The 18,662-nt window shown below is 44.3% G+C and carries 30 protein-coding genes; 22 read left to right on the top strand and 8 right to left on the bottom strand.

The window, feature by feature from the left end:
• Positions 1–57: 57 nt before the first annotated feature.
• Together M4S28_RS15400 and M4S28_RS15395 are read right to left on the bottom strand one after the other, a co-directional pair.
• Entirely contained in the window at positions 58–1,032 is a 975-nt protein-coding gene (locus tag M4S28_RS15400; protein WP_102327099.1) for a phage integrase, read from the bottom strand.
• On the bottom strand, positions 1,029–1,685 hold the full coding sequence (locus M4S28_RS15395; protein ID WP_102327100.1) for an XRE family transcriptional regulator: 657 nt from the start codon (positions 1,683–1,685) through the stop codon (positions 1,029–1,031). The genes M4S28_RS15400 and M4S28_RS15395 overlap by 4 nt, the downstream gene beginning before the upstream one ends.
• Positions 1,686–1,800: 115 nt before the next feature.
• On the opposite strand from M4S28_RS15395, the gene M4S28_RS15390 reads away from it, so the two are divergent.
• The 20 genes from M4S28_RS15390 (at position 1,801) to M4S28_RS15300 (ending at position 11,794) form a co-directional block, all read left to right on the top strand.
• Complete coding sequence (locus M4S28_RS15390; RefSeq protein WP_102327101.1) at positions 1,801–2,031, top strand: Cox family DNA-binding protein; 231 nt, start codon at positions 1,801–1,803, stop codon at positions 2,029–2,031.
• A 9-nt stretch (positions 2,032–2,040) separates the two neighbouring features.
• Positions 2,041–2,214: a hypothetical protein gene (locus tag M4S28_RS15385; protein ID WP_157937793.1), complete on the top strand. Its 174-nt coding sequence runs from the start codon at positions 2,041–2,043 to the stop codon at positions 2,212–2,214.
• Entirely contained in the window at positions 2,214–2,462 is a 249-nt protein-coding gene (locus M4S28_RS15380; RefSeq protein ID WP_249632066.1) for a hypothetical protein, read from the top strand. Before M4S28_RS15385 ends, M4S28_RS15380 begins: the two co-directional genes overlap by 1 nt.
• 5 nt (positions 2,463–2,467) lie before the next feature.
• Positions 2,468–2,737 carry a hypothetical protein gene (locus M4S28_RS15375; RefSeq protein ID WP_102371238.1) on the top strand — a complete coding sequence of 90 codons (270 nt, stop codon included), beginning with the start codon at positions 2,468–2,470 and terminating at the stop codon, positions 2,735–2,737.
• The gene (locus tag M4S28_RS15370; protein WP_102489552.1) at positions 2,737–2,928 is read left to right on the top strand and encodes an antitoxin MazE-like protein; all 192 of its coding nucleotides are present in this window, start codon (positions 2,737–2,739) and stop codon (positions 2,926–2,928) included. The genes M4S28_RS15375 and M4S28_RS15370 overlap by 1 nt, the downstream gene beginning before the upstream one ends.
• 18 nt (positions 2,929–2,946) lie before the next feature.
• The gene (locus tag M4S28_RS15365; protein ID WP_249632065.1) at positions 2,947–4,833 is read left to right on the top strand and encodes a replication endonuclease; all 1,887 of its coding nucleotides are present in this window, start codon (positions 2,947–2,949) and stop codon (positions 4,831–4,833) included.
• Between the two features lie 65 nt (positions 4,834–4,898).
• On the top strand, positions 4,899–5,216 hold the full coding sequence (locus tag M4S28_RS15360) for a hypothetical protein (protein ID WP_054542928.1): 318 nt from the start codon (positions 4,899–4,901) through the stop codon (positions 5,214–5,216).
• Positions 5,209–5,748 carry a hypothetical protein gene (locus M4S28_RS15355; protein WP_249632064.1) on the top strand — a complete coding sequence of 180 codons (540 nt, stop codon included), beginning with the start codon at positions 5,209–5,211 and terminating at the stop codon, positions 5,746–5,748. Before M4S28_RS15360 ends, M4S28_RS15355 begins: the two co-directional genes overlap by 8 nt.
• Positions 5,735–6,193 carry a hypothetical protein gene (locus M4S28_RS15350; RefSeq protein ID WP_249632063.1) on the top strand — a complete coding sequence of 153 codons (459 nt, stop codon included), beginning with the start codon at positions 5,735–5,737 and terminating at the stop codon, positions 6,191–6,193. The genes M4S28_RS15355 and M4S28_RS15350 overlap by 14 nt, the downstream gene beginning before the upstream one ends.
• Positions 6,162–6,926, top strand: a complete 765-nt coding sequence (locus tag M4S28_RS15345) for a hypothetical protein (RefSeq protein WP_249632062.1) — start codon at positions 6,162–6,164, stop codon at positions 6,924–6,926. The genes M4S28_RS15350 and M4S28_RS15345 overlap by 32 nt, the downstream gene beginning before the upstream one ends.
• A 131-nt stretch (positions 6,927–7,057) precedes the next feature.
• Positions 7,058–7,186, top strand: coding sequence for a hypothetical protein (locus tag M4S28_RS26470; RefSeq protein ID WP_004735828.1), 129 nt, complete (start codon positions 7,058–7,060; stop codon positions 7,184–7,186).
• Between the two features lie 12 nt (positions 7,187–7,198).
• Positions 7,199–8,014: a major capsid protein P2 gene (locus M4S28_RS15340; RefSeq protein WP_249632061.1), complete on the top strand. Its 816-nt coding sequence runs from the start codon at positions 7,199–7,201 to the stop codon at positions 8,012–8,014.
• 9 nt (positions 8,015–8,023) lie between these two features.
• A complete protein-coding gene (locus M4S28_RS15335) occupies positions 8,024–8,296 on the top strand; it encodes a hypothetical protein (protein WP_004735826.1) in 273 nt (90 codons plus the stop codon).
• A gap of 2 nt (positions 8,297–8,298) precedes the next feature.
• A complete protein-coding gene (locus tag M4S28_RS15330) occupies positions 8,299–8,445 on the top strand; it encodes a hypothetical protein (RefSeq protein ID WP_170960258.1) in 147 nt (48 codons plus the stop codon).
• Positions 8,445–8,651, top strand: a complete 207-nt coding sequence (locus tag M4S28_RS15325; RefSeq protein ID WP_004735824.1) for a hypothetical protein — start codon at positions 8,445–8,447, stop codon at positions 8,649–8,651. The genes M4S28_RS15330 and M4S28_RS15325 overlap by 1 nt, the downstream gene beginning before the upstream one ends.
• Positions 8,632–9,555, top strand: coding sequence for a hypothetical protein (locus M4S28_RS15320; protein ID WP_249632060.1), 924 nt, complete (start codon positions 8,632–8,634; stop codon positions 9,553–9,555). The genes M4S28_RS15325 and M4S28_RS15320 overlap by 20 nt, the downstream gene beginning before the upstream one ends.
• Positions 9,552–10,202, top strand: a complete 651-nt coding sequence (locus M4S28_RS15315; protein WP_186171714.1) for a hypothetical protein — start codon at positions 9,552–9,554, stop codon at positions 10,200–10,202. The genes M4S28_RS15320 and M4S28_RS15315 overlap by 4 nt, the downstream gene beginning before the upstream one ends.
• Positions 10,202–10,885, top strand: a complete 684-nt coding sequence (locus M4S28_RS15310; protein WP_249632059.1) for a hypothetical protein — start codon at positions 10,202–10,204, stop codon at positions 10,883–10,885. Before M4S28_RS15315 ends, M4S28_RS15310 begins: the two co-directional genes overlap by 1 nt.
• Positions 10,886–10,958: 73 nt before the next feature.
• On the top strand, positions 10,959–11,387 hold the full coding sequence (locus tag M4S28_RS15305; RefSeq protein WP_249632740.1) for a M15 family metallopeptidase: 429 nt from the start codon (positions 10,959–10,961) through the stop codon (positions 11,385–11,387).
• Positions 11,384–11,794, top strand: coding sequence for a hypothetical protein (locus tag M4S28_RS15300; protein ID WP_249632058.1), 411 nt, complete (start codon positions 11,384–11,386; stop codon positions 11,792–11,794). The genes M4S28_RS15305 and M4S28_RS15300 overlap by 4 nt, the downstream gene beginning before the upstream one ends.
• Positions 11,795–12,303: 509 nt before the next feature.
• Here the strand turns inward: M4S28_RS15300 and M4S28_RS15295 are convergent.
• The 5 genes from M4S28_RS15295 to M4S28_RS15275 all read right to left on the bottom strand — a co-directional run bounded on the left by M4S28_RS15295 (position 12,304) and on the right by M4S28_RS15275 (position 16,154).
• Positions 12,304–12,909 carry a hypothetical protein gene (locus M4S28_RS15295; RefSeq protein WP_249632057.1) on the bottom strand — a complete coding sequence of 202 codons (606 nt, stop codon included), beginning with the start codon at positions 12,907–12,909 and terminating at the stop codon, positions 12,304–12,306.
• A 656-nt stretch (positions 12,910–13,565) separates the two neighbouring features.
• The gene (gene yggU, locus M4S28_RS15290; RefSeq protein ID WP_009847703.1) at positions 13,566–13,856 is read right to left on the bottom strand and encodes a DUF167 family protein YggU; all 291 of its coding nucleotides are present in this window, start codon (positions 13,854–13,856) and stop codon (positions 13,566–13,568) included.
• A gap of 29 nt (positions 13,857–13,885) precedes the next feature.
• Complete coding sequence (locus M4S28_RS15285) at positions 13,886–14,443, bottom strand: YggT family protein (RefSeq protein ID WP_004735475.1); 558 nt, start codon at positions 14,441–14,443, stop codon at positions 13,886–13,888.
• A gap of 75 nt (positions 14,444–14,518) precedes the next feature.
• Positions 14,519–15,337 (bottom strand): pyrroline-5-carboxylate reductase, encoded by an 819-nt coding sequence (gene proC / locus M4S28_RS15280; RefSeq protein ID WP_017077774.1) that lies wholly within the window; start codon positions 15,335–15,337, stop codon positions 14,519–14,521.
• Positions 15,338–15,449: 112 nt separating this feature from the next.
• Complete coding sequence (locus M4S28_RS15275; RefSeq protein ID WP_061025919.1) at positions 15,450–16,154, bottom strand: YggS family pyridoxal phosphate-dependent enzyme; 705 nt, start codon at positions 16,152–16,154, stop codon at positions 15,450–15,452.
• Positions 16,155–16,180: 26 nt separating this feature from the next.
• On the opposite strand from M4S28_RS15275, the gene M4S28_RS15270 reads away from it, so the two are divergent.
• Positions 16,181–17,218: a type IV pilus twitching motility protein PilT gene (locus M4S28_RS15270; RefSeq protein WP_004735478.1), complete on the top strand. Its 1,038-nt coding sequence runs from the start codon at positions 16,181–16,183 to the stop codon at positions 17,216–17,218.
• Positions 17,219–17,232: 14 nt separating this feature from the next.
• Complete coding sequence (locus tag M4S28_RS15265) at positions 17,233–18,342, top strand: PilT/PilU family type 4a pilus ATPase (protein WP_102542782.1); 1,110 nt, start codon at positions 17,233–17,235, stop codon at positions 18,340–18,342.
• 70 nt (positions 18,343–18,412) lie between these two features.
• Here the strand turns inward: M4S28_RS15265 and M4S28_RS15260 are convergent, their stop codons facing one another.
• The gene (locus M4S28_RS15260; RefSeq protein ID WP_249632056.1) at positions 18,413–18,583 is read right to left on the bottom strand and encodes a hypothetical protein; all 171 of its coding nucleotides are present in this window, start codon (positions 18,581–18,583) and stop codon (positions 18,413–18,415) included.
• Positions 18,584–18,662: the final 79 nt, after the last annotated feature.

Raw genomic sequence — 18,662 nt, 5'->3', positions numbered from 1 at the left:
AAGGCTTAGTGATACTGTTTTTATTTACATATGATGGGGTGTGTATAGTTAATGTGGTCATTTTGTGGATCTTGTTAAAGGGTTAAATCTAACGGCATCCAACAAATAATCAGGAGCAAAATGAGCATATGTCATTGTCTGCTGAATTGTAGCGTGACCAAGTATTTTTTGTAATGCGAGTATGTTACCACCATTCATCATAAAGTGACTTGCAAATGAGTGTCGAAGAACGTGGGAGGCTTGTCCCTTTGGTAAACCAAAATCGCAGTTTTTTAAGCATTGATAAAAGCTAGTGTAGCATTCGCCAAACAAGCGGCCATTTCCATCTTGTTTGATCTCTTCCTCCAGTTCTTCACTAATCGGAACCGTTCGGTTTTTCCCATTTTTTGTATCAACAAAGGTTACTCGACCATGAATCAGATTACTTCCCTTTAGGCTTTCCGCCTCGCTCCATCTTGCTCCTGTAGCCAAGCATACCTTTGCTACTTTGAGCGCATCACCATCTAGTTTGAGAAGTAATATATTTATCTCATCGTTAGATAAGAAATGCATTTCTTTTGCTCTTGGCCGAGAGAGCTTAAACCCATGAGTTGGATGTTGACTATGGTACTCTTGAGCTTCGATAAGTACGGTGAAAACGTTACTTAGGCTCATTATTTTTCTGTTGAATGTAGTTAAAGCAAGATTCTTTTCTAAATGGAAAGCTCGGTATTCAGCCAGCAATTTGTGGGTGAGCTGGTGGGCTTTAGGCTTACCTAGTTCTCTGTCGATTTGCTTTAATATTCGTAGATAGGTAGTAGCCGTTTTTTTTGCTTGTCCTTCGTACTTCCACCACAAATCGATGAGCTCACTTAAGCTGCGCCTATCGGTTGGCTTTTCTAACCAATCTTTATTATGTGCCGTTGCGAGCAGATGCTTTTCGTATTGCTGCGCTTCGTATTTCGTTTCAAATTTACGGCGGTAACGCTTTCCTTCTCGACCTTGTGGTCGAGCATCAACAAGGTACTGAGAGCCTTGTTTTTTGATGCTCATAAGTTTTTGACGACCTGACGAACACGACCATTAACATGTAGTCTCTCTAACTCACCTTTAGGTAAAAGGAAGTTATCGTGGTCTTCGTTATCGCTAATAATATGATAGCCCTGTGATGCTAAATCGTAACGCAGCCTTTTAACAAGAAGACTGTCATCAAGGGTTATTGCATACACACCATCAAGTACGCCTTCCTGCTTTCGCGTGTCGATTACTAATAAATCACCATTCATCAATGTAGGCACCATAGAGTCCCCGCTGGCTTTGATAGCGCAGGTTTTTTCTTTTTTAAGGCCTAGACGTTGTAAATCATCAGTGAAAACTAAGTGCTTACCTATGACTTTGTCCGTGTCAGTAAAACAACCATTCCCAGCACTGGCTTCAGCCGAATAGATAGGAATAGATGTGTAATCGCTCTCTGTCACTATCTTGGCATTCTCTAAAGACACATTAGATGTACCTGCTAACCAATCAATACTAACGCCATTTGCATGAGAAATTTTAATGAGATTCTCTAGGACGGGTACTGATTCCCCTCTTAAGTATTTCATCATTGATGGAGATGGAACTCCGCATTTATCAGCGAACTGTCGTCCTGATAGCTTTCCCTTAAGTTCGATTAATCTATTAGTAATACTAATTTCATCTTTCATATTTGAAATATCCCCACTTGACTTGTGAGTGCAAACCGATCGATATTATGAATCCGAACTGATTCATTAAATCGTTTTGGGTTTTAATGCGTTTGGATTTAAAAGGAAAGATACCATGAAAGAAATAATGCAACCAGATATGCCCTATTTGCCTGTCGAAGAGTTTGCACGTCGTTGGGGGGTTACACCTCAAGCGGTAAGGAATATGGCTCACGAAGGCAAGCTTCCAATCAAAAAGAAAAAACGTGGAGAGAAAAAGGTTTATATCAACATGCTTGTGCTTTGGGAGCACGCTCAAGTTGATGCTGATGAGAACGCGAAAGATAGTTTTTTTAGAACGTTTTAAGGGGGCTTTATGAAAACACCAATTCACTCTATCAATATCGACGTTCACACCTACGCAGAAGCTAAAGAGCTTTTCGATTATGCAACCAGAAAGGCTAGTAAAACCAATTCTAGCTTTTGGTTACACGTCCGTAATCAATCACTTGAAGCAATGAATCTATTGAAAGAAGTGGAAGGTGAATAATGAGAGTTAAAACTGAAAATAATCTTCTTTTTGATAGTTCATACCCGAAGTGCCAGCTGCACTTCGCACGTACCCATGGGCGCGGATTTGCGTTTGTTCAGTGCATTGATACTGGTTTGGATGGTAAAGCTGAAAGGGTGAAACGCTATTGGGGGTTTTATGTCGACTCTCTTGACGAAAAAGAGAATGAAGTATCTATCTATAACATCATGAATTCAGGCTCTCCATGGCCTGAGCTACCGAAATGATAATCATGGGCGACGTCACCTATAAAGAGGCAGTTTCAAGTATTGAGCTGCCTATTACCGACCCAATACACAAGCCTTGTCCTGATATGGCAGCGTTTGAAAATTTTGATGTAAAGAAGACCGAGAGAGCGCGTTTCCTAATATCGAAGCTTCGAGAAAAGCACGGCATTAGAAAGCGTGTTCAATCAGAGCCTAGGCCACTGACTTACACCTGTACTGAGCATGGGTGTATTGAGTCATGGGGTTCGGTTAACAATGAAAAAGAAGGTCAATGATGAGCCGCAATAGCAAGTATGAGGCAGCTAAGAAAGCGCAAGGGCTTAAAAAGGTCACATTATGGGTTCCAGATAATAGAGAAAGCGAGTTTCACATGTTGGCGAAAGCATGTTGTGAGTTTCGTCATTTAACCTTTAATACTCTGCGAGATACCCAATCCGGTAAGTACATTTCTTTAGAGCGTTTATAACCCGTCACTGGTGACACCATGAGTACCTACAAGCGATTTTATCAACCTAATGTAAACCAGTCTGTTGGTCAGTTCGTCTCGAACATTACAGCACACTTACCCGTGATGCTGCGCCAAGATATCGACCTCAAGATTGGGATACGTAAGAATCGCGACAATCCTACTGACCGTAATCTATCCGCATTCGCTAAAGAGCGAGTGAACTTTGTTGATAAAGTCGCTCATCACTTCACAAATAAATTCCCTTTTGGTTATGTCTGCTATGAGCCTAATCCTTTAGAGCTGACTCATGACATTCTCATGAGTGACGACCTAATCAAAGACTTTGCCGTCAAGCTTACGGTGGCCTTTGCCGATATCATTAACGATATCGCTATTGTCGAAACTGAAAAACGCATTGATGACATTCCTGATAGCTCTCTGGATTACTACGAGGCATTACATTACGGCTTTGAACAAATCCGTGATGTGATGTTAAAAGCATTCATTGAACCACCTAGTGCCGATACCCGTGACATTGGCAAAAAGCTCACCATTCGAGACGCTGAAACCATTCTAGAGTGCGCTATTCGTCGTTGTATCGACCCGAAATATTTAACGCGCAAACTTAAACGCCTACGCAAGCAATACATTGAGCATGCTCAAGTAACCCTAGGCAATGTCGGTAAAAAGCAAGGTCAAACGCACTACGTATCACGTCTAACGCTATCCAACTTTAAACAGAAGATGCGCGAGTCCGAAGAGTTTATGCAAAACATGGTGGTGATTAGCCACGACACCATGCAGGAGTTCAACCTTGCAGAAGTCGCTTCACGTACGACCGCCAACCTAGAGAACCGACGCGTTGAACTGGTTGTTCGTAGCCGAGGTGATGAAGAGCGTGCGATTGATATGGGTTTTGAGGGCGTATTTATCACATGGACACTCCCGTCTAAATATCATCGTAATTCGCACAAATGGAACGGTTGTACCGTCAAAGAAGCGCACCAAAACCTAATGGAGCAGTGGAAACTTGCCCGCGCTCACTTTGCCAAGATTGATTTACCTTGGTTTGGCCTACGGGTGGCCGAACCCCATAAAGACGGCACTCCACACCTCCATGCGTTTGTGTATTGCGCCAAAGAGCACAAAGCCGATCTAATGCGCATTTGCGCCACGATTGCCCGTAATGAAGACGCTGACGAGCTTCATACCAAAAAACAACGTAAAGCGCGTTTCCATGCTAAACCTTGCGACCCCAACAAAGGGAGCGCAACGGGTTACATCATCAAATACATATCAAAGAACATTAACGGGGCGCACATGCCAGAGGGCGAAGCGAGCGAGATAGCCGTATCCGTTCGAGCGTGGGCGAGTGCATGGGGCTTAAAACAGTTTTCACAATCGGGCGCACCTGCTGTTGGTCTATGGCGACAATTAAGACGCGCCAGTAAATTGGACGTGGCCATTGATGAGGATTTAGCGAATCTACATGACCATGCAGATAAATCACGTTGGAAAGAATTTACTCAACACATTGGGGATTTGCGTCTTGCTCATGAAGAGCAATTTAATCAGTACGGTGAAACAACCAAGCGGGTGATTGGCCTTAAGTGGTTAGGTAATGTGATCGAGACGTGCAGCGAACGTTTTTCTATTGTGGCGAAGTGCGATGTGGATGCGTGGAAAGATGAGCGAAGCGAATTAACCCAAAGAAGCGGAGCTTCGTCTTGGAGCACTGAAAATAAGTGTAACCCGCCTCCAAAGGATGAGGTTACACCGCTAGAGAAAGCATTGATGGACGTGACCGGATGGAGCGTTAAAGGGGTTCAATGCTTACTCAAACCTTTATCCATGGGGGCAAAAATACCTATTGATAAATTCACGACTCTAAGCATTCGAAATAGACAGCTTGGAGTGACTTAAACCAATGGCCAACGATGTGAATCAGGGGCTAAACACTAAACAACGTCGTGAGACAGAGGATTGAAATGAAAATACTATCGCTTGATGAGTGTCAGCGAGATTTAGCTGCGTTGGACGCGGCTGACAGACTCACCGCCAACATGAAAGTAGAAATTGACCGCTTTAAAGAAATGGATACCAGCAAGCTCATGAAAAAAGCCATGGGAATGCTGATGAGTGGCAACTTGTCACTCGAAGCTTTAGGGCTTCCCGTCAATCTATTTGAGCAATTAGAGCAACTCGAAAAACTCAATGGAGTGGCGCGCAATAAGTACCGCGCTGTCGTTGTGGCCAACCAAGAGCAACTTGGTGATGTGGAAAGCGTCGAGGTGAAACATGGCTAAATATGAAAACCCTGTTCGTGGGTATATTGCTTGTCCTGTTTGCCAGTCTGCCGCCACTACTCACCAAGTGGGTGAGGGGCAATTGATCGCGTCTGGTGAACCACCAAAAAACAGCCGTAACATTGGACTCATGTATTACCGTTGCCCTGAGTGCGGTAATAGTTCGAACAGTAAAAAGGTTACGGAGTTCATCAAAGCACATTCCGTCGCTGAATTAACCGAACTTAAACCGAACTCAACCGAAAAAGGTTCGGTTATTGAGTCGGATTTGATAACCGAGTCTAACCCTATCGATGCAACTGAGTTAACCGAATTGGTACAAATGGATGAAGCCAGTAAAGACGCGGTTTCCAACCGAGAGATAACCGAAACGGTCAATGATGAAAAAACAGAAAATACCCTAAGTAAATTCCCCTTTAAACGAGTAATCACAGGGTTAGCCTCGGTTATCTTTATCATTTGGGCGGTGTCTCAACTGCTACCGAAAGCCCCTACTGAAAAACCACAAGGGGGTGAGCATGGAGCAAGCTAACGAAACCTTACCAGGTGAACAAGTTGAACTGGATGATTGGGGGGATTTTGGCTCTGTTATTCATCAGCTTGAAGAACAAGAGAAAACCGAGAGCGATTTAGTTGGCTTAACCGAGCCAACCGAAACGGTAACCGAAGATAAAACGGAAGCTATGGCGGGCTTACTGAATATTTTGTTTGCCTTAACCGAGCAAGCGACCTCCATCATTTCGGGAGTTGAATTTGAGTTTGACGGTAAAGGTAAGCAAGCGGTGATGGATGCGGCTGAGCCTGTCTTTGCAAAACACGGTAGTACGCTTATGGGCGTGTTTGGGGATTACATCGAAGAAGCAACCTTATTGCTTGCGGTTCTTGGTTTGATTTATGCCTCTAAAAAGCAATTGGTCATGCTGCAACAATCAAAGGAGGTGGACGGTGAAAAAACCGAAGCCCCTAGCCCTACCTAACCCCATTAACTCGAACCCGTCACATGATGCTGAGCACACCATTTATGTGGCAGGAACCGGAGGAGGTAAAACCTCAGCCGTTAAGCATTTGGGGCTAGTCCCTAAAACGGCTCAAGCGGTATTTTTTGACCCTTACACCAACTACGCAGGGAGTAAGTTTCAAGGTCAAATGTGTCACGGCACTTCATCACGTTTAACCTTTGTCAAAACACTCATTATGGCGCGTCGTCGCGGTGGCTCGTTCAAGCTTGCTTACATTCCAGTAAACGGGGCAACGGGCGACGAATTAGAATTCTTTGCGTCGGTGGTGTGGTCGGTGGGTAACGGTCGGGCTAGCCAGCTCTATACCGTTATCGAAGAATTGGCATCATGTGTTGAAACCTCCGGCAAGCTTCGAGGGCGTGCGGGTGAGCTTTTGCGTGGTGGTCGTCAATACGGTCTGGTGGTGCATACGGTTTTTCAACGTGGGCAAGAAGTACCAAAAACCGTGACTGAACAATCCAGCGTTTGGTGGGTGGGCGCGGTTAACTCAATGAGTGATGCTCACTGGATAGCGGATAAGCGTGGGTTGGATGTGAATATCGTGGCGGGGCTAAAGTCTGCCAAGGTCAATAAAGAACGCATTGGTAAACCGATAGCCGAATACTTATTGATTGGTGATGGTATCGGCAACATCGAGCACAAAGCGTTTAACTGTCAGTCCGGCTCTAAGCTCAATTTAAACTACCGTTAATCGACCTTTTTAACCTATAGGTTACCCGTTCAACCTATAGGTTACTTTCCCTTCCTTTTTTTACCTCACTCCTATTTGATAAACGCTCAATTTGATTATTCACAATCCAACGTCGAGAGACAGGGGAACTCATGAAAGCTCAACATAAAAACATGTTGATTGCTGTAGTACTGACCTTACTGGTGATCGCCATCATCAATAACGTATCAACGCTAGAAGCAGTCAAAGAACTCATTAACGGCAAGCGTGGCTGGTTTTAAGGAGATACAAACATGTCAGTAAAACCAATCAAACTTAATTCAATGGTCGGTGCTGCTTGGGGGCAAAAAGGTACGCTACCTATCCCAGTCGGCCCTACTTATCAAGAGCTGGTACTAGAGACCAATGCCGAAGCCGTCGACATCGAGCGTTTGTCTATCACGCTTAATGCAGAAGAAATTTATGTCTTAACGGGCAGTGAGATTTTGATGCTTGAGCGTTACAAACAACGTGCTCATACAACAGGCCACTACGTGATCCCATTTAGTGATATTTCCGCACGTACTAAAAATGGTGTTCGTTACACGGGACTGGTGACGGAAGCGGGTGACAACATTCACCTAGATGTTCAGTTCAAAGCGAAAGCCAGTGGTGACCCGCTATCGATTCAAGTCCATGCGTGGGTGACGAATGCGCAACCTGCACGAATCATCGTGCCAATGGTCAAGCGTGAAACCATGCCAGCGAACGCGGCAGGGGTGAACGAATTCACAAGCCTAGTATCAAGCCCATTGATTAGTTTACGTCGTGCGCACTTCATGCACACGGGTATCACTAAACTCGAAGTTGAGCGCGACTTTGTTAAAGAGTACGAAGCCAACAAGTTTATCAATGAAGCGAACGCCAAGCGTAACGAACGTACACCTCAAGCGGGTTACTTTCACTTCGATCCTATTGTGCGTGGTTTCTCTATCGATGAGCTATTTCCAACACAGCACAGCTCTAACTTGAAGTTCTCAGTAACAACGAGTGACGTAGCAGGCTCAATCCCTATTTTGGTTGAATCGGTGAAAGTGGTTCGCCCTGAAATGCTCGCGGGTCGAAGCTAAGGAGCCGATATGAGCTTTTTTGATGACCTCTTAGAGTTTGGGGGCGGTGCGCTTGATAGCGTGGGTGAAAATGCCGATTGGCTGTTTGGTGATGATGATAATTCATCTAACCCAAACACGACCCAGCAACCTAACGCACCCGTTGTTGATAATAACGGCAACGCGGTTACAACCCCTCAAGGCTCACTTGTAGCGAAAGATAACACCCTGCTTTATATCGGTGGTGGTATTGCTGCGCTGTTAGTGTTGGTTCTGCTTGTTGTCATGCTGAAAGGTAAATAGTTATGCCATTACTTTTCATTGGTTTAGGTGGTCTTGGGCTTGGGTCTGCGCTTGGGTTTGGTGTGAGTCAGGGCATCAATAAGGCTCTGACTGCTACCGCGTTGATTGCCTTGTTATACCTTGCCTACAAATCGGGAGTGTTTCGCTAATGCTAGGTTCATTAACGTCTTTAACGGGTGGCGGTGGCTTGACGGGCGGGTCTTCGGGTCCAGCAAAATCAGGTAACACGTCTAACACCACAAATAACAGTGGCTTTACTGCTGGCGCAATGAATTTTGGCAGCAACAACGGCATACCGTGGTGGGGAATTGCGCTTGTTGCTCTGATTGCGCTGTATGTTCTCACTCGAAAGTAACTTAATTCCTGAAACTTGGGGTAATGCCAAGCCGAGGCTATGTAAAGCCCTTGGTGATCACCTCAACCAAGCAGAAATTGAAGTTCAAGAGGGGCGAGAGTCCCTTTATCGAGTGGAAGATACCTACATGTTACTGCGCGGTGAGCAATCACAATCAGGCTCTAAGGAGTTGGTGGTGGTTGCGTTAGCGGGTGATATGGCCGCGGGTACGCTCAGTGCCATTAATCACGGTAAAGCGAATGGGTTTGACTCCATTCGCGCCCACTTTAGCAAACGCGGAGCCCATCGCTATATTCAGCGTAAATTACGATTGCCTGTTCGAGAGATTGAAACTCACAAGAATGAGCATGTATTACAGATAAGGTTTGATGATATGGGCGGGAAAAGTAGCTCAAAGAGTGATGCGAAAACCGTCACTACAACCACAAACAAAAGCAATAGCCAAGGTATCGGTGGCGATAACAATGGCTTTGCGCTGTCAGGGATTGAAAACTCTGACATCAATTTAAGCATGACTGACCATGGCGCAATGGCGGTTGCAGGTCGAACGGCAGAAGAAGCGTTTAAATTCGGAACTGACGCATTAGATTTTTCAGCAGACACCGTTGATGCCTCTTTGGGCTTTGGTGAGAAAGCGTTAGACGGAGCGTTCAGTTTTGGTGAGAGCGCATTGAATGCAAATGCAAATCTTAGCGAGCACGCAATAGATTCCATTAAATCCATGGCAGGCCAACAAACGGAAACGACCAAAGCAGCACTTGCCATAGCAGGGGCAGCAAAAGCGCGAGAGCAAACGGGTGAGAACGAAAGCAATAACGAGTTATTGAAAAATGTGTCTCTTATTGTCGGGATTCTCGTCTCGTTATTAACGATGGCTTATATGTTCACGGGGCGTAAGCAATGAAGCAACTGCATACTTTAAATACTGGCGAAGCCATTAAATTTAACGCAGGTCAGGCTGGTAAGTACCTCATCATGCGTGAGGCCAATAATACCGTCATGCTGCGCGGTGATGCTCTGCGACCTGTAGAGATTGAACGCGGTGACACGGTTGATATCACTCGTTTTGACGAGCTTGAACTTTTTAATCACAAAGCGGATGCCGTGACGATTGAATATCAAATCGCAGATGTTCCAATCATCACCAAAGCGCAAAAGATTGATATTAGTAATTCGGTAGCGATTAGCGAGATTTTAACGCCAATTACCGTTGATAAAGTTCTATCCCCGATAAAGGTGGGCGAAGTCCAAACCGAGGTAAAAACACGCATTCAAAATGACGTCCTCAAGGTGGAAAAGCTTGCTGATTTGTACACCTTGCAAAAGGTCGGCAGTGGGTTATTGGACTTAACAAGCGATGAGCAAATTATTGATGGGAAAGCTGGGCGTAAAGGGCTCTTTATTCAGGCTTCTACCGACAATGCCAGTCCTGTGTTGGTGCAAGGCTTAATTGATCTTACAGCTGGCGGTCATACATTAATTCAAACTGATGCCATCGTGACACTGCAAGGTGCTATAGGCGATAGTGTCAAAGTAGGGGAGTTTATCTAATGTTCCAACTTTCAAACCCGCCCCAAGCCTCTTCAAGTTCGGGCTCAGTTGGGGAAGTCGGGGCTAATGTTTTGGCCTGTATTCCTCTAGGTGCTCAAGATGGCGGGAGTGCGTCCGGTTTCGTGACCATCTTAAATAACCTTTATGACGATTCTGAACGTGGTCATAACGCGGCTCTGTATCATCGAAGTGAAAGCATTAATGGTGAGTACGGTCGAAGAATACAATTAAAGTCAGCTGTCGATTTGATAACGAAAGCAGAGCCTTATGATTCTGTATCGTTAATGATGTCGGTCACGCTTAAAGGGAAGATAAATCTTGATGCGTCAACGGCTGTAAAGGTGAGCGCGTTAGATACTCCTATTTCTTGCGTAATAGGAATTAAGACTCAAGCCGCCCCATCATATAGAGGCACGTATTGCAGTGTGACAGCAGCGTACTCTTCGAGTGATTCGTCATTGGTATTTGATGGCTCGTCTGATGTTGTTCTTAATGTTCAAGCGGGCGATGTAGCCAGTATTGCTGAATCAGAACTTCAAATTTCTTTCGACGTGGAAGATATAACTAATGATGTGATGGTTTACTTGGAAGAGGCTCCTGCAACGTTAGAAAACTTGTTTGGGCTTATTCATGTCAAAAAGGCGTGGATTGCTGAGGAAGCCGTTTATCCGGTGCCTGATTAACAAGGGGTTGGTGGTAATGAATATTAAGTATTTGCTAGTACTGCTTTTCCTGATCCTGTTTGGGGGGTACCTAATGAAAAAAGACAAGATAATCAAGATGGTGAGTGGCTTTGCTTTATCAGCTAGAAGTGAGATGCGCATGGTGGGCGTACGCAGTGATTTAAAGCGAGTCGTTCGCCGCGCTATTGAGCTAACCCCGTTTGATTTTGGCATTACGTCAGGTAAGCGCACCGCAGAGGAACAGAACGCTCTATTCAAACAAGGCGCAAGCCAGTTAGACGGATACAGCAAAAAAAGCCGTCATCAATCAGGCTGCGCGGTTGATTTTGTGGTGTACGACGAAAACGGCAAAGTGACGTGGGGCTTTAGTTATTACGAACAAGTGAGTTGGGCATTCAAACAGGCAGCGGATGAGTTAGGTATTCCGATTGTATGGGGCGGTGATTGGGTCAGCTTTAAAGATGGTCCTCATGTTGAACTCGATAAACGAGTGTACGCATGATAGGCGCACTAGCAAACCTCATTACAGGCGGTATTGATGCGTATAAGCAGCACGGTATCAATAAAGCTAACAAGCTCAAAAGGCAAGATGAGATGGAGCAAGAAAGACACACGGCAAAGGTAAAGCGATTGCAATCAGGTGATGAGCAATCCGCTAACCTTGATGAACTCAGTATTAAACAGCGTGGTTGGAAAGATGAGTTTATCTTGTTGGTTGTTTTTATTCCGTTGATGTTGGCCTTTATCCCTGATTATGCAAGTTACGTAGCGCAGGGGTTTAGTTCACTCGAAGTGATACCTGATTATTACTGGTACGTCGTCTTTGCAGTGGTGATTGATACGTTAGGAATGCGATCAATGTTGCGCTATCTGCTTGAGTTTTTCTCACATAAATTCAAGGGGAAATAAGCATTGGACGGCGCAATCATCAACGCATTGGTCAGCCTTACGGGTGAGGTAAATCCAGCACTAACACTGTGCTCTATTTATTTATTACTCAAAGTGACACGTACGCAACAAGAGCACGATAAGCGTATATCAAAATTAGAATGGAAGAATGACAATGGCTAAAGCAGGGTTAAAAGCAAACGGCACACTAAAGAAAGGCTACCGCTTTGCAAGGGGGGGGGGAAGTGGTGAAAGCTAAGAACACGACAATCAAGCGCAAAAAGCGTAAGTAACTGTCGATGTGTATTAACGTCTGAAACTCACTTTTGGATAAAAGTGCTTCAGGGGCTTTGCTAAATTAGAAAGCCATCAATAACTACCGGTATGGCAAAGCTAGTTGTGAAGAGCTAGTGCGATGATTAAATCGCACTAGCAAAAAGATTGGCTTATGACTACCTACGCATAACGGGCGTTATGTTCAACTAGGGGCATAGGGAATGCAATTTATTCATAACGCATGTTTACTAATATTATTCAATTTCACCAGACATAAAAGTAAATACCTTAGTAAAACCACTTGCGCTAAACAATGCATCAGGTGCAAACCAAAAATTTTCAACAAGTACATTATCAGACTTAATGAATTGATTAAGAACAATTTCATTCTCCTGAAAGCTAGCTGGAATATATTGTTCGAATCCTCTTGAGTGACAGCTTCTAAAATACTTCACAGGAATACGATTTACGCTAATAACTCGCTCCCATCTTTCAGACTCATTTCCTGTACACTGTGAAGATGGAACAACAAATGATAACTCTGCTTGTCCATTAAACTTGTTGCTCAGGATGACTGTTAAATTTTGCATATCAGTTCGATAAACTAGCGAATCTCGATACCAATCTCCATACTCTGGTTTACCCTTCGTTATATCAAAGGTATTTTTTTCTAACTGTTCTCCTGAAGAAAGCCAGAAAAAAATCAATACAGCCGTAATTATTAAAACCCAAAGGAACCCACTGCCTGATTTTTTGTTGTCTAAGTCAACAAAATCGGCATCCTCTTCTCCTTCTGGGAAACAGTATTCACAATAACTCGTTCCTTCTTTGAAATCCTTTCCGCATACAGTACATCTCATGGTTCAACGCTCGAAATAAATATAAAAATAATATCATTAGTACATAACATTTTCTGTTCATCCCATTTTAAAATAACCTAAATATTCGGTGTTTATTATTCCTATTATGTTAATCGTGTGAGATCGCTGTCAAAAACAGTCCTTAAAGCACATAAAACGCTCTTAGCGAAGATTTCAGACACTTGTTCAAGACAATGTAATCCCATGCAGCCTTGAAAGTGTGTAACGCTTTCAGAGCGATTTACTGGTCAAAAAACAGCGTATTGATTTGGAGAACGAACCGCACAATGATACTCATTTTTCATACTTTGTGAATTTGGGGTGTCAGATTAGCTATATTTGGGCAAAATTCGGTTATCTTCGAACTCGTACTTATGCGCGAAAATGATAAGGGGCAAAAGCTCGCCAGAACAAAAATAGGTCATGATATGCAACTACTGAAAGGTTTCAAACTTTATTGTCATGTGGTTTCATGAAACCACGATACCGCTTTGGTAAAAACACATAGATAAAAATGCAAATGTATGGCGGGAGGATAGACTCGAACTCCCAACTCGTGGATTTGGAATCCCTTACTTATCAAGTTGTGGTCTTTTTGTGGGCGTTAGTTATTATTACTCATTTTAAATCAACAAGTTAAGGGTATAAGAAAGCCATCATAGGATGGCTTTGACTTCAGTTGGGATCTGACTTGGTGAGCATATTCGAACTTGCTTATGCCGACCGAGCTCTCCCTTTTCTATCTTAATTTGCCCTTTCGCGACCTTAAATTGTTTCGCAAGGTATTTCGCTAAGTGAGCATTTGCTTTGCCATCAACCGGTGGTGCAGTAATGGCAATTTTCAGTTCCTCTCCGTGCAAACCGACAATCTTGTCTCGGCTTGCTTTGGGTTGGATATAGAGCCGAAGAAGAATATCGTCTTCTTCGGCCCAAACTGCTTTTGGCATCGTCAAAGTACCTGAGGTTCGTACTTGAATTATAGCTGATACCAAATAGGACCGATCATGTCGCCCATTAGGAAGTTCGCAAATTGCAGAACAATGAACAGAACAAGCACACTTAGGTCGAAGCCACCCATATCAGGAAGGATACGGCGAATTGGCGTTAGCATTGGTTCTGTTAACTGATGGAATACGTATTCGATTGGGCTACGGCCTTGGCTAACCCAACTCAGGATTGCACGGATCAGTAGAACCCAGAAAATTAACCCACCAGCCGCTTTGAGCAGAGATAGTGCGCCAAAGATCAGGAAGCTGATATCAAATACAGCCGCACCGCCAGAGATAATCAAGTTTAGAGCGACGAACTTAAGTACACACAGCACATAAGCGAAGACAACAGTCGCAAGGTCAAGGCTGCCGATTGATGGAATCACTCGGCGTAGTGGGGCAACAACCGGTTGTGTCGCTTTTACGATAAATTGTGAGAATGGGTTGTAGAAATCTGCACGTGATGCTTGTAGCCAGATACGCAAGATCACAACCATGATGTAAAGATCAAAAACGGTCGAGATCAGAAAGCTCATCGAATTCATATTGTTTCCTTTTTCGGATTTACTTGCCGCTAGGTATCACCCGAACGGCACAATGCTTTTGTACTGTAACGAGTATTAAAACAGTTTTTCCATCTCTTCAGCTCGAGCAACCGCTGCTTGCATGGCTTTCGCTACGATGTCTGATAGTTGATGGTCGTTAAACGTGCGCAATGCTTCTGCGGTCGTTCCGCCTTTTGAAGTCACTTGCTCACGCAGTGTTGATAATTCAGTATTTGGATTTGCTACCACCATCTCTGCCGCGCCTAATGCAGACTGCTGCACTAACTTACGAGCGGTTTCTTGGTCAAAACCTTGGTTAATTGCTTCAGCTTGCATCGCCTCCATAAACAGGAAGAAGTAAGCCGGAGCACTCCCCGCCGCCGCAATGATGTTGTTGATACCAGACTCTTGTTCAACCCAGCTTACCTCACCTACGGCTTGCATTAGCTGAGAAGCAAACTCTTTATCGCCCTGACTAACCGTTGAGTCAGCATAAAGGCCACTCATCCCTTTACCAAGCAGTGATGGCGTGTTTGGCATAACACGCACAAGGTTCAGTTGGCAGTTTAACATCTCATTGAGTCGATTCGCATTAATACCGGCTGCAATTGAGATAACCAGTTTGTTGCTAAAGTCGATATCTTGTAAGGGTTTACATACATCAGCCATCATTTGTGGCTTCACGGATAACACAACAACGTCTGCTTGTTCTGCTGCGGCAATATTATCGCTGGTGGTATTGATGCCGTACTCTTGCTCTAACGGCAGCCTTCTGGTGTCTGAAGGCGCTGTTGCAGTAATCTTTTGCGCTGGGTAACCACTCGCCACTAAGCCCGCTACAATCGAGCGAACCATATTTCCCGCCCCAATAAAGGCGATGTTCTTATGTTCCATATATAAAATCCTGAGCGTGTCGCTGCGCGGTTAAAGCGAAGCGGTATCAATACTGTATTTTTCGTTGCTACTTGTTGTTGCTTGCTGTAGCTATTTCTTGTTACGTGCTGTGCTATTTCGCGTAATTACGAGCACCGAAGATAGCCGTTCCAATACGAACCATTGTGCTGCCAGCCTCAACTGCTGCATCCATATCACCACTCATACCCATCGAAAGGGTATCTATGTTTGGATACTTTGCGGTTAGCTTGTCTTTAAGCTCCGCCAGTTGAGAAAATGCATTAAGCTGAGATTGATAGTCAGATACGTTTGCAGGAATCGACATCAATCCTCTTAAAGTGAGGTTAGGGAGCGACGAAATCAACTCCGCGAGTGCAAAAACTGTTTCTTCTGACGTTCCAGACTTGGATTCTTCACCACTGGTGTTTACCTGAATCAAAACTTGTAAAGGTGGAAGTTCGCTTGGTCGTTGAGCACTAAGTCTTTGTGCGATCTTATCGCGTTCAACAGAATGTACCCATTGGAAGCTTTCTGCGATTGGGCGAGTTTTATTGGATTGAATTGGGCCAATAAAATGCCACTCTAACTTTAGGTTAGAATGTTGTTCTGAAAAGTGTTTTACTTTATCAACACCTTCTTGAACATAGTTTTCACCAAAGGCAACTTGGCCTCCGAGTGCGGCTTCTAGAATCGCACCAATAGGTTTAGTTTTGCTGACGGCTAAAAGTTGCACGGACTCTGGAGCTCGTCCGCACTTTTGCTCAGCACTACGTATCTGTGAGGTGATTTGTTCGATATTTTGTTGAATACTACTCATAGCTGACTTTACTTAAGGGAAAATAAATGGATATCACTGAGTTACTAGATTTTAGTGTAAAGCATAACGCGTCAGATCTACATCTTTCTGCGGGTGTATCTCCAATGGTACGTATAGATGGTGAAGTAAGGAAGCTTGGAATACCAGCTTTGAGCCATGCTGATGTGCATCGTTTGGTTTTTGAGATCATGAGTGATTCACAACGCGGTGAATTTGAAGAAAAACTGGAAGTCGACTTCTCTTTTGAATTACCCAACGTTGGTCGTTTCCGTGTTAATGCTTTTAACCAATCTCGTGGCTGCTCTGCTGTGTTCCGTACCATTCCAGTAGAGATTCCCACCCTTGAACAGCTAGGGGCTCCGGAGATCTTTGAAAGAATATCTAATTACGAAAAAGGGCTAGTATTGGTTACTGGGCCGACTGGTTCAGGTAAGTCGACAACTTTGGCTGCTATGGTAGATTACGTTAACCGTAACCATAATAAACATATATTGACGATTGAAGACCCGATCGAATTTGTTCATACCAACAACAAATGCCTAATCAACCAACGAGAAGTGCACCGCGATACTCACAGCTTTAAAGCGGCGTTGCGCAGTGCGTTACGTGAAGACCCAGACGTAATCCTTGTCGGCGAACTTCGTGACCAAGAGACGATTAGCTTAGCGCTAACCGCAGCAGAAACTGGCCACTTAGTTTTTGGTACCTTGCATACTAGCTCTGCGGCAAAAACCATAGACCGTATTATCGATGTATTCCCGGGTAGCGACAAAGACATGGTGCGTTCAATGTTGTCTGAATCGTTACGTTCGGTGATTGCCCAGAAGCTGTTAAAGCGTGTTGGTGGCGGTCGTGTGGCTTGTCATGAAATCATGATGGCGACACCTGCGATCAGAAACTTGATCCGTGAAGACAAGGTCGCGCAGATGTATTCGATCATTCAAACGGGCGCGGCACACGGTATGCAGACCATGGAGCAAAATGCGAAGCAGCTGATGGCACAAGGCTTAGTTGATTCAGAAGAGGTCGAGAAAAAGATCGAAATTGAAACCTCAATGTTTTAATCAAGGTGAACAAAATGGAATTGAATCAAATCCTTGAAGGGATGCTATCTCAAAAAGCATCGGATCTTTATATCACCGTTGATGCGCCTATCCTGTTTCGTGTCGATGGTGAACTGCGACCTCAAGGCGAGAAATTGAATGCGGCTCAGGTTGCTCAGTTACTTGATGCGATGATGGATCAAGACCGACGCGATGAATATCAGCAAACGCGAGAGGCTAATTTTGCCATAGTGCGTGATTTTGGTCGTTTTCGTGTGAGTGCGTTTTTTCAGCGAGAGCTACCAGGAGCGGTCATTCGTCGTATCGAAACTAACATCCCAACCTTTGAGCAATTAAAGCTTCCTGATGTGCTGCAAGACCTTTCAATCGCTAAGCGCGGACTTGTGCTGGTGGTTGGGGCAACAGGTTCTGGTAAATCAACCTCGATGGCCGCAATGACAGGCTATCGCAATACCAATCGCTCAGGGCATATTTTGACGGTTGAAGATCCGATTGAATTCGTACACGAACATAAAAAGTGCATCGTGACACAACGTGAGGTCGGGCTCGACACCGAGAGTTACGAAGTTGCGCTTAAGAACTCTTTACGCCAAGCACCGGATATGATATTGATTGGCGAAATCCGTAGCCGTGAAACCATGGAATACGCGATGACCTTTGCTGAAACGGGCCACTTGTGTATGGCAACACTGCACGCGAATAATGCCAACCAAGCGTTAGAACGTATTCTCCATTTGGTACCGAAGGAACAAAAAGAACAGTTCTTATTTGATCTGTCGATGAACCTGCGTGGTGTGGTCGCTCAGCAATTAATCCGAGATAAGAATGGCAGCGGTCGCCATGGTGTATTCGAGATTCTGCTGAATAGCCCAAGAGTGTCTGATTTGATTCGTCGTGGTGAGTTGCATGAACTAAAAGCGACTATGACTAAATCGAAAGAGATTGGTATGCAGACCTTTGACCAAGCGTTGTATGACTTGGTGCTTGCAGGCAAGATCAGTGAAGAAGACGCATTCCACAGTGCTGATTCCGCGAATGACTTACGCTTAATGCTAAAAACCAGACGTGGTGATGATGACTACGGAACCGGTGCTTTGGCTGGCGTGAAGATAGATATGGGATAGATAGATTCAAGCTTTAATCAAAAAGCCAGAGCCTGTTAAAACAGAGCTCTGGCATTGTTTTATATCTTTCTTAATTGCTACTCAAAGAGCCGTGATTTCTTCGGCTATCGTCGTAATATATGTTGTCGCTGTTGAAGCTAGAATTAGTTTTACCATCATTCATGTAACCAGCGCTGCTTGAACCTGTTGAGCTGCATGCTGAAATGGTTAGAGCGGCGAATATTGCTAGAAAAATTTTCATGTGAACTCCCACTTACCTAATAATGAATTGCTTCGACAATACGTCGTAATATCATTATAGGATCACAAAGGAGTTTAAT

It is taken from the genome of Vibrio sp. J383 (genome assembly GCF_023503985.1).
GTDB lineage: Bacteria > Pseudomonadota > Gammaproteobacteria > Enterobacterales > Vibrionaceae > Vibrio > Vibrio splendidus.
This window is presented reverse-complemented; position numbering and strand designations above follow the sequence as displayed.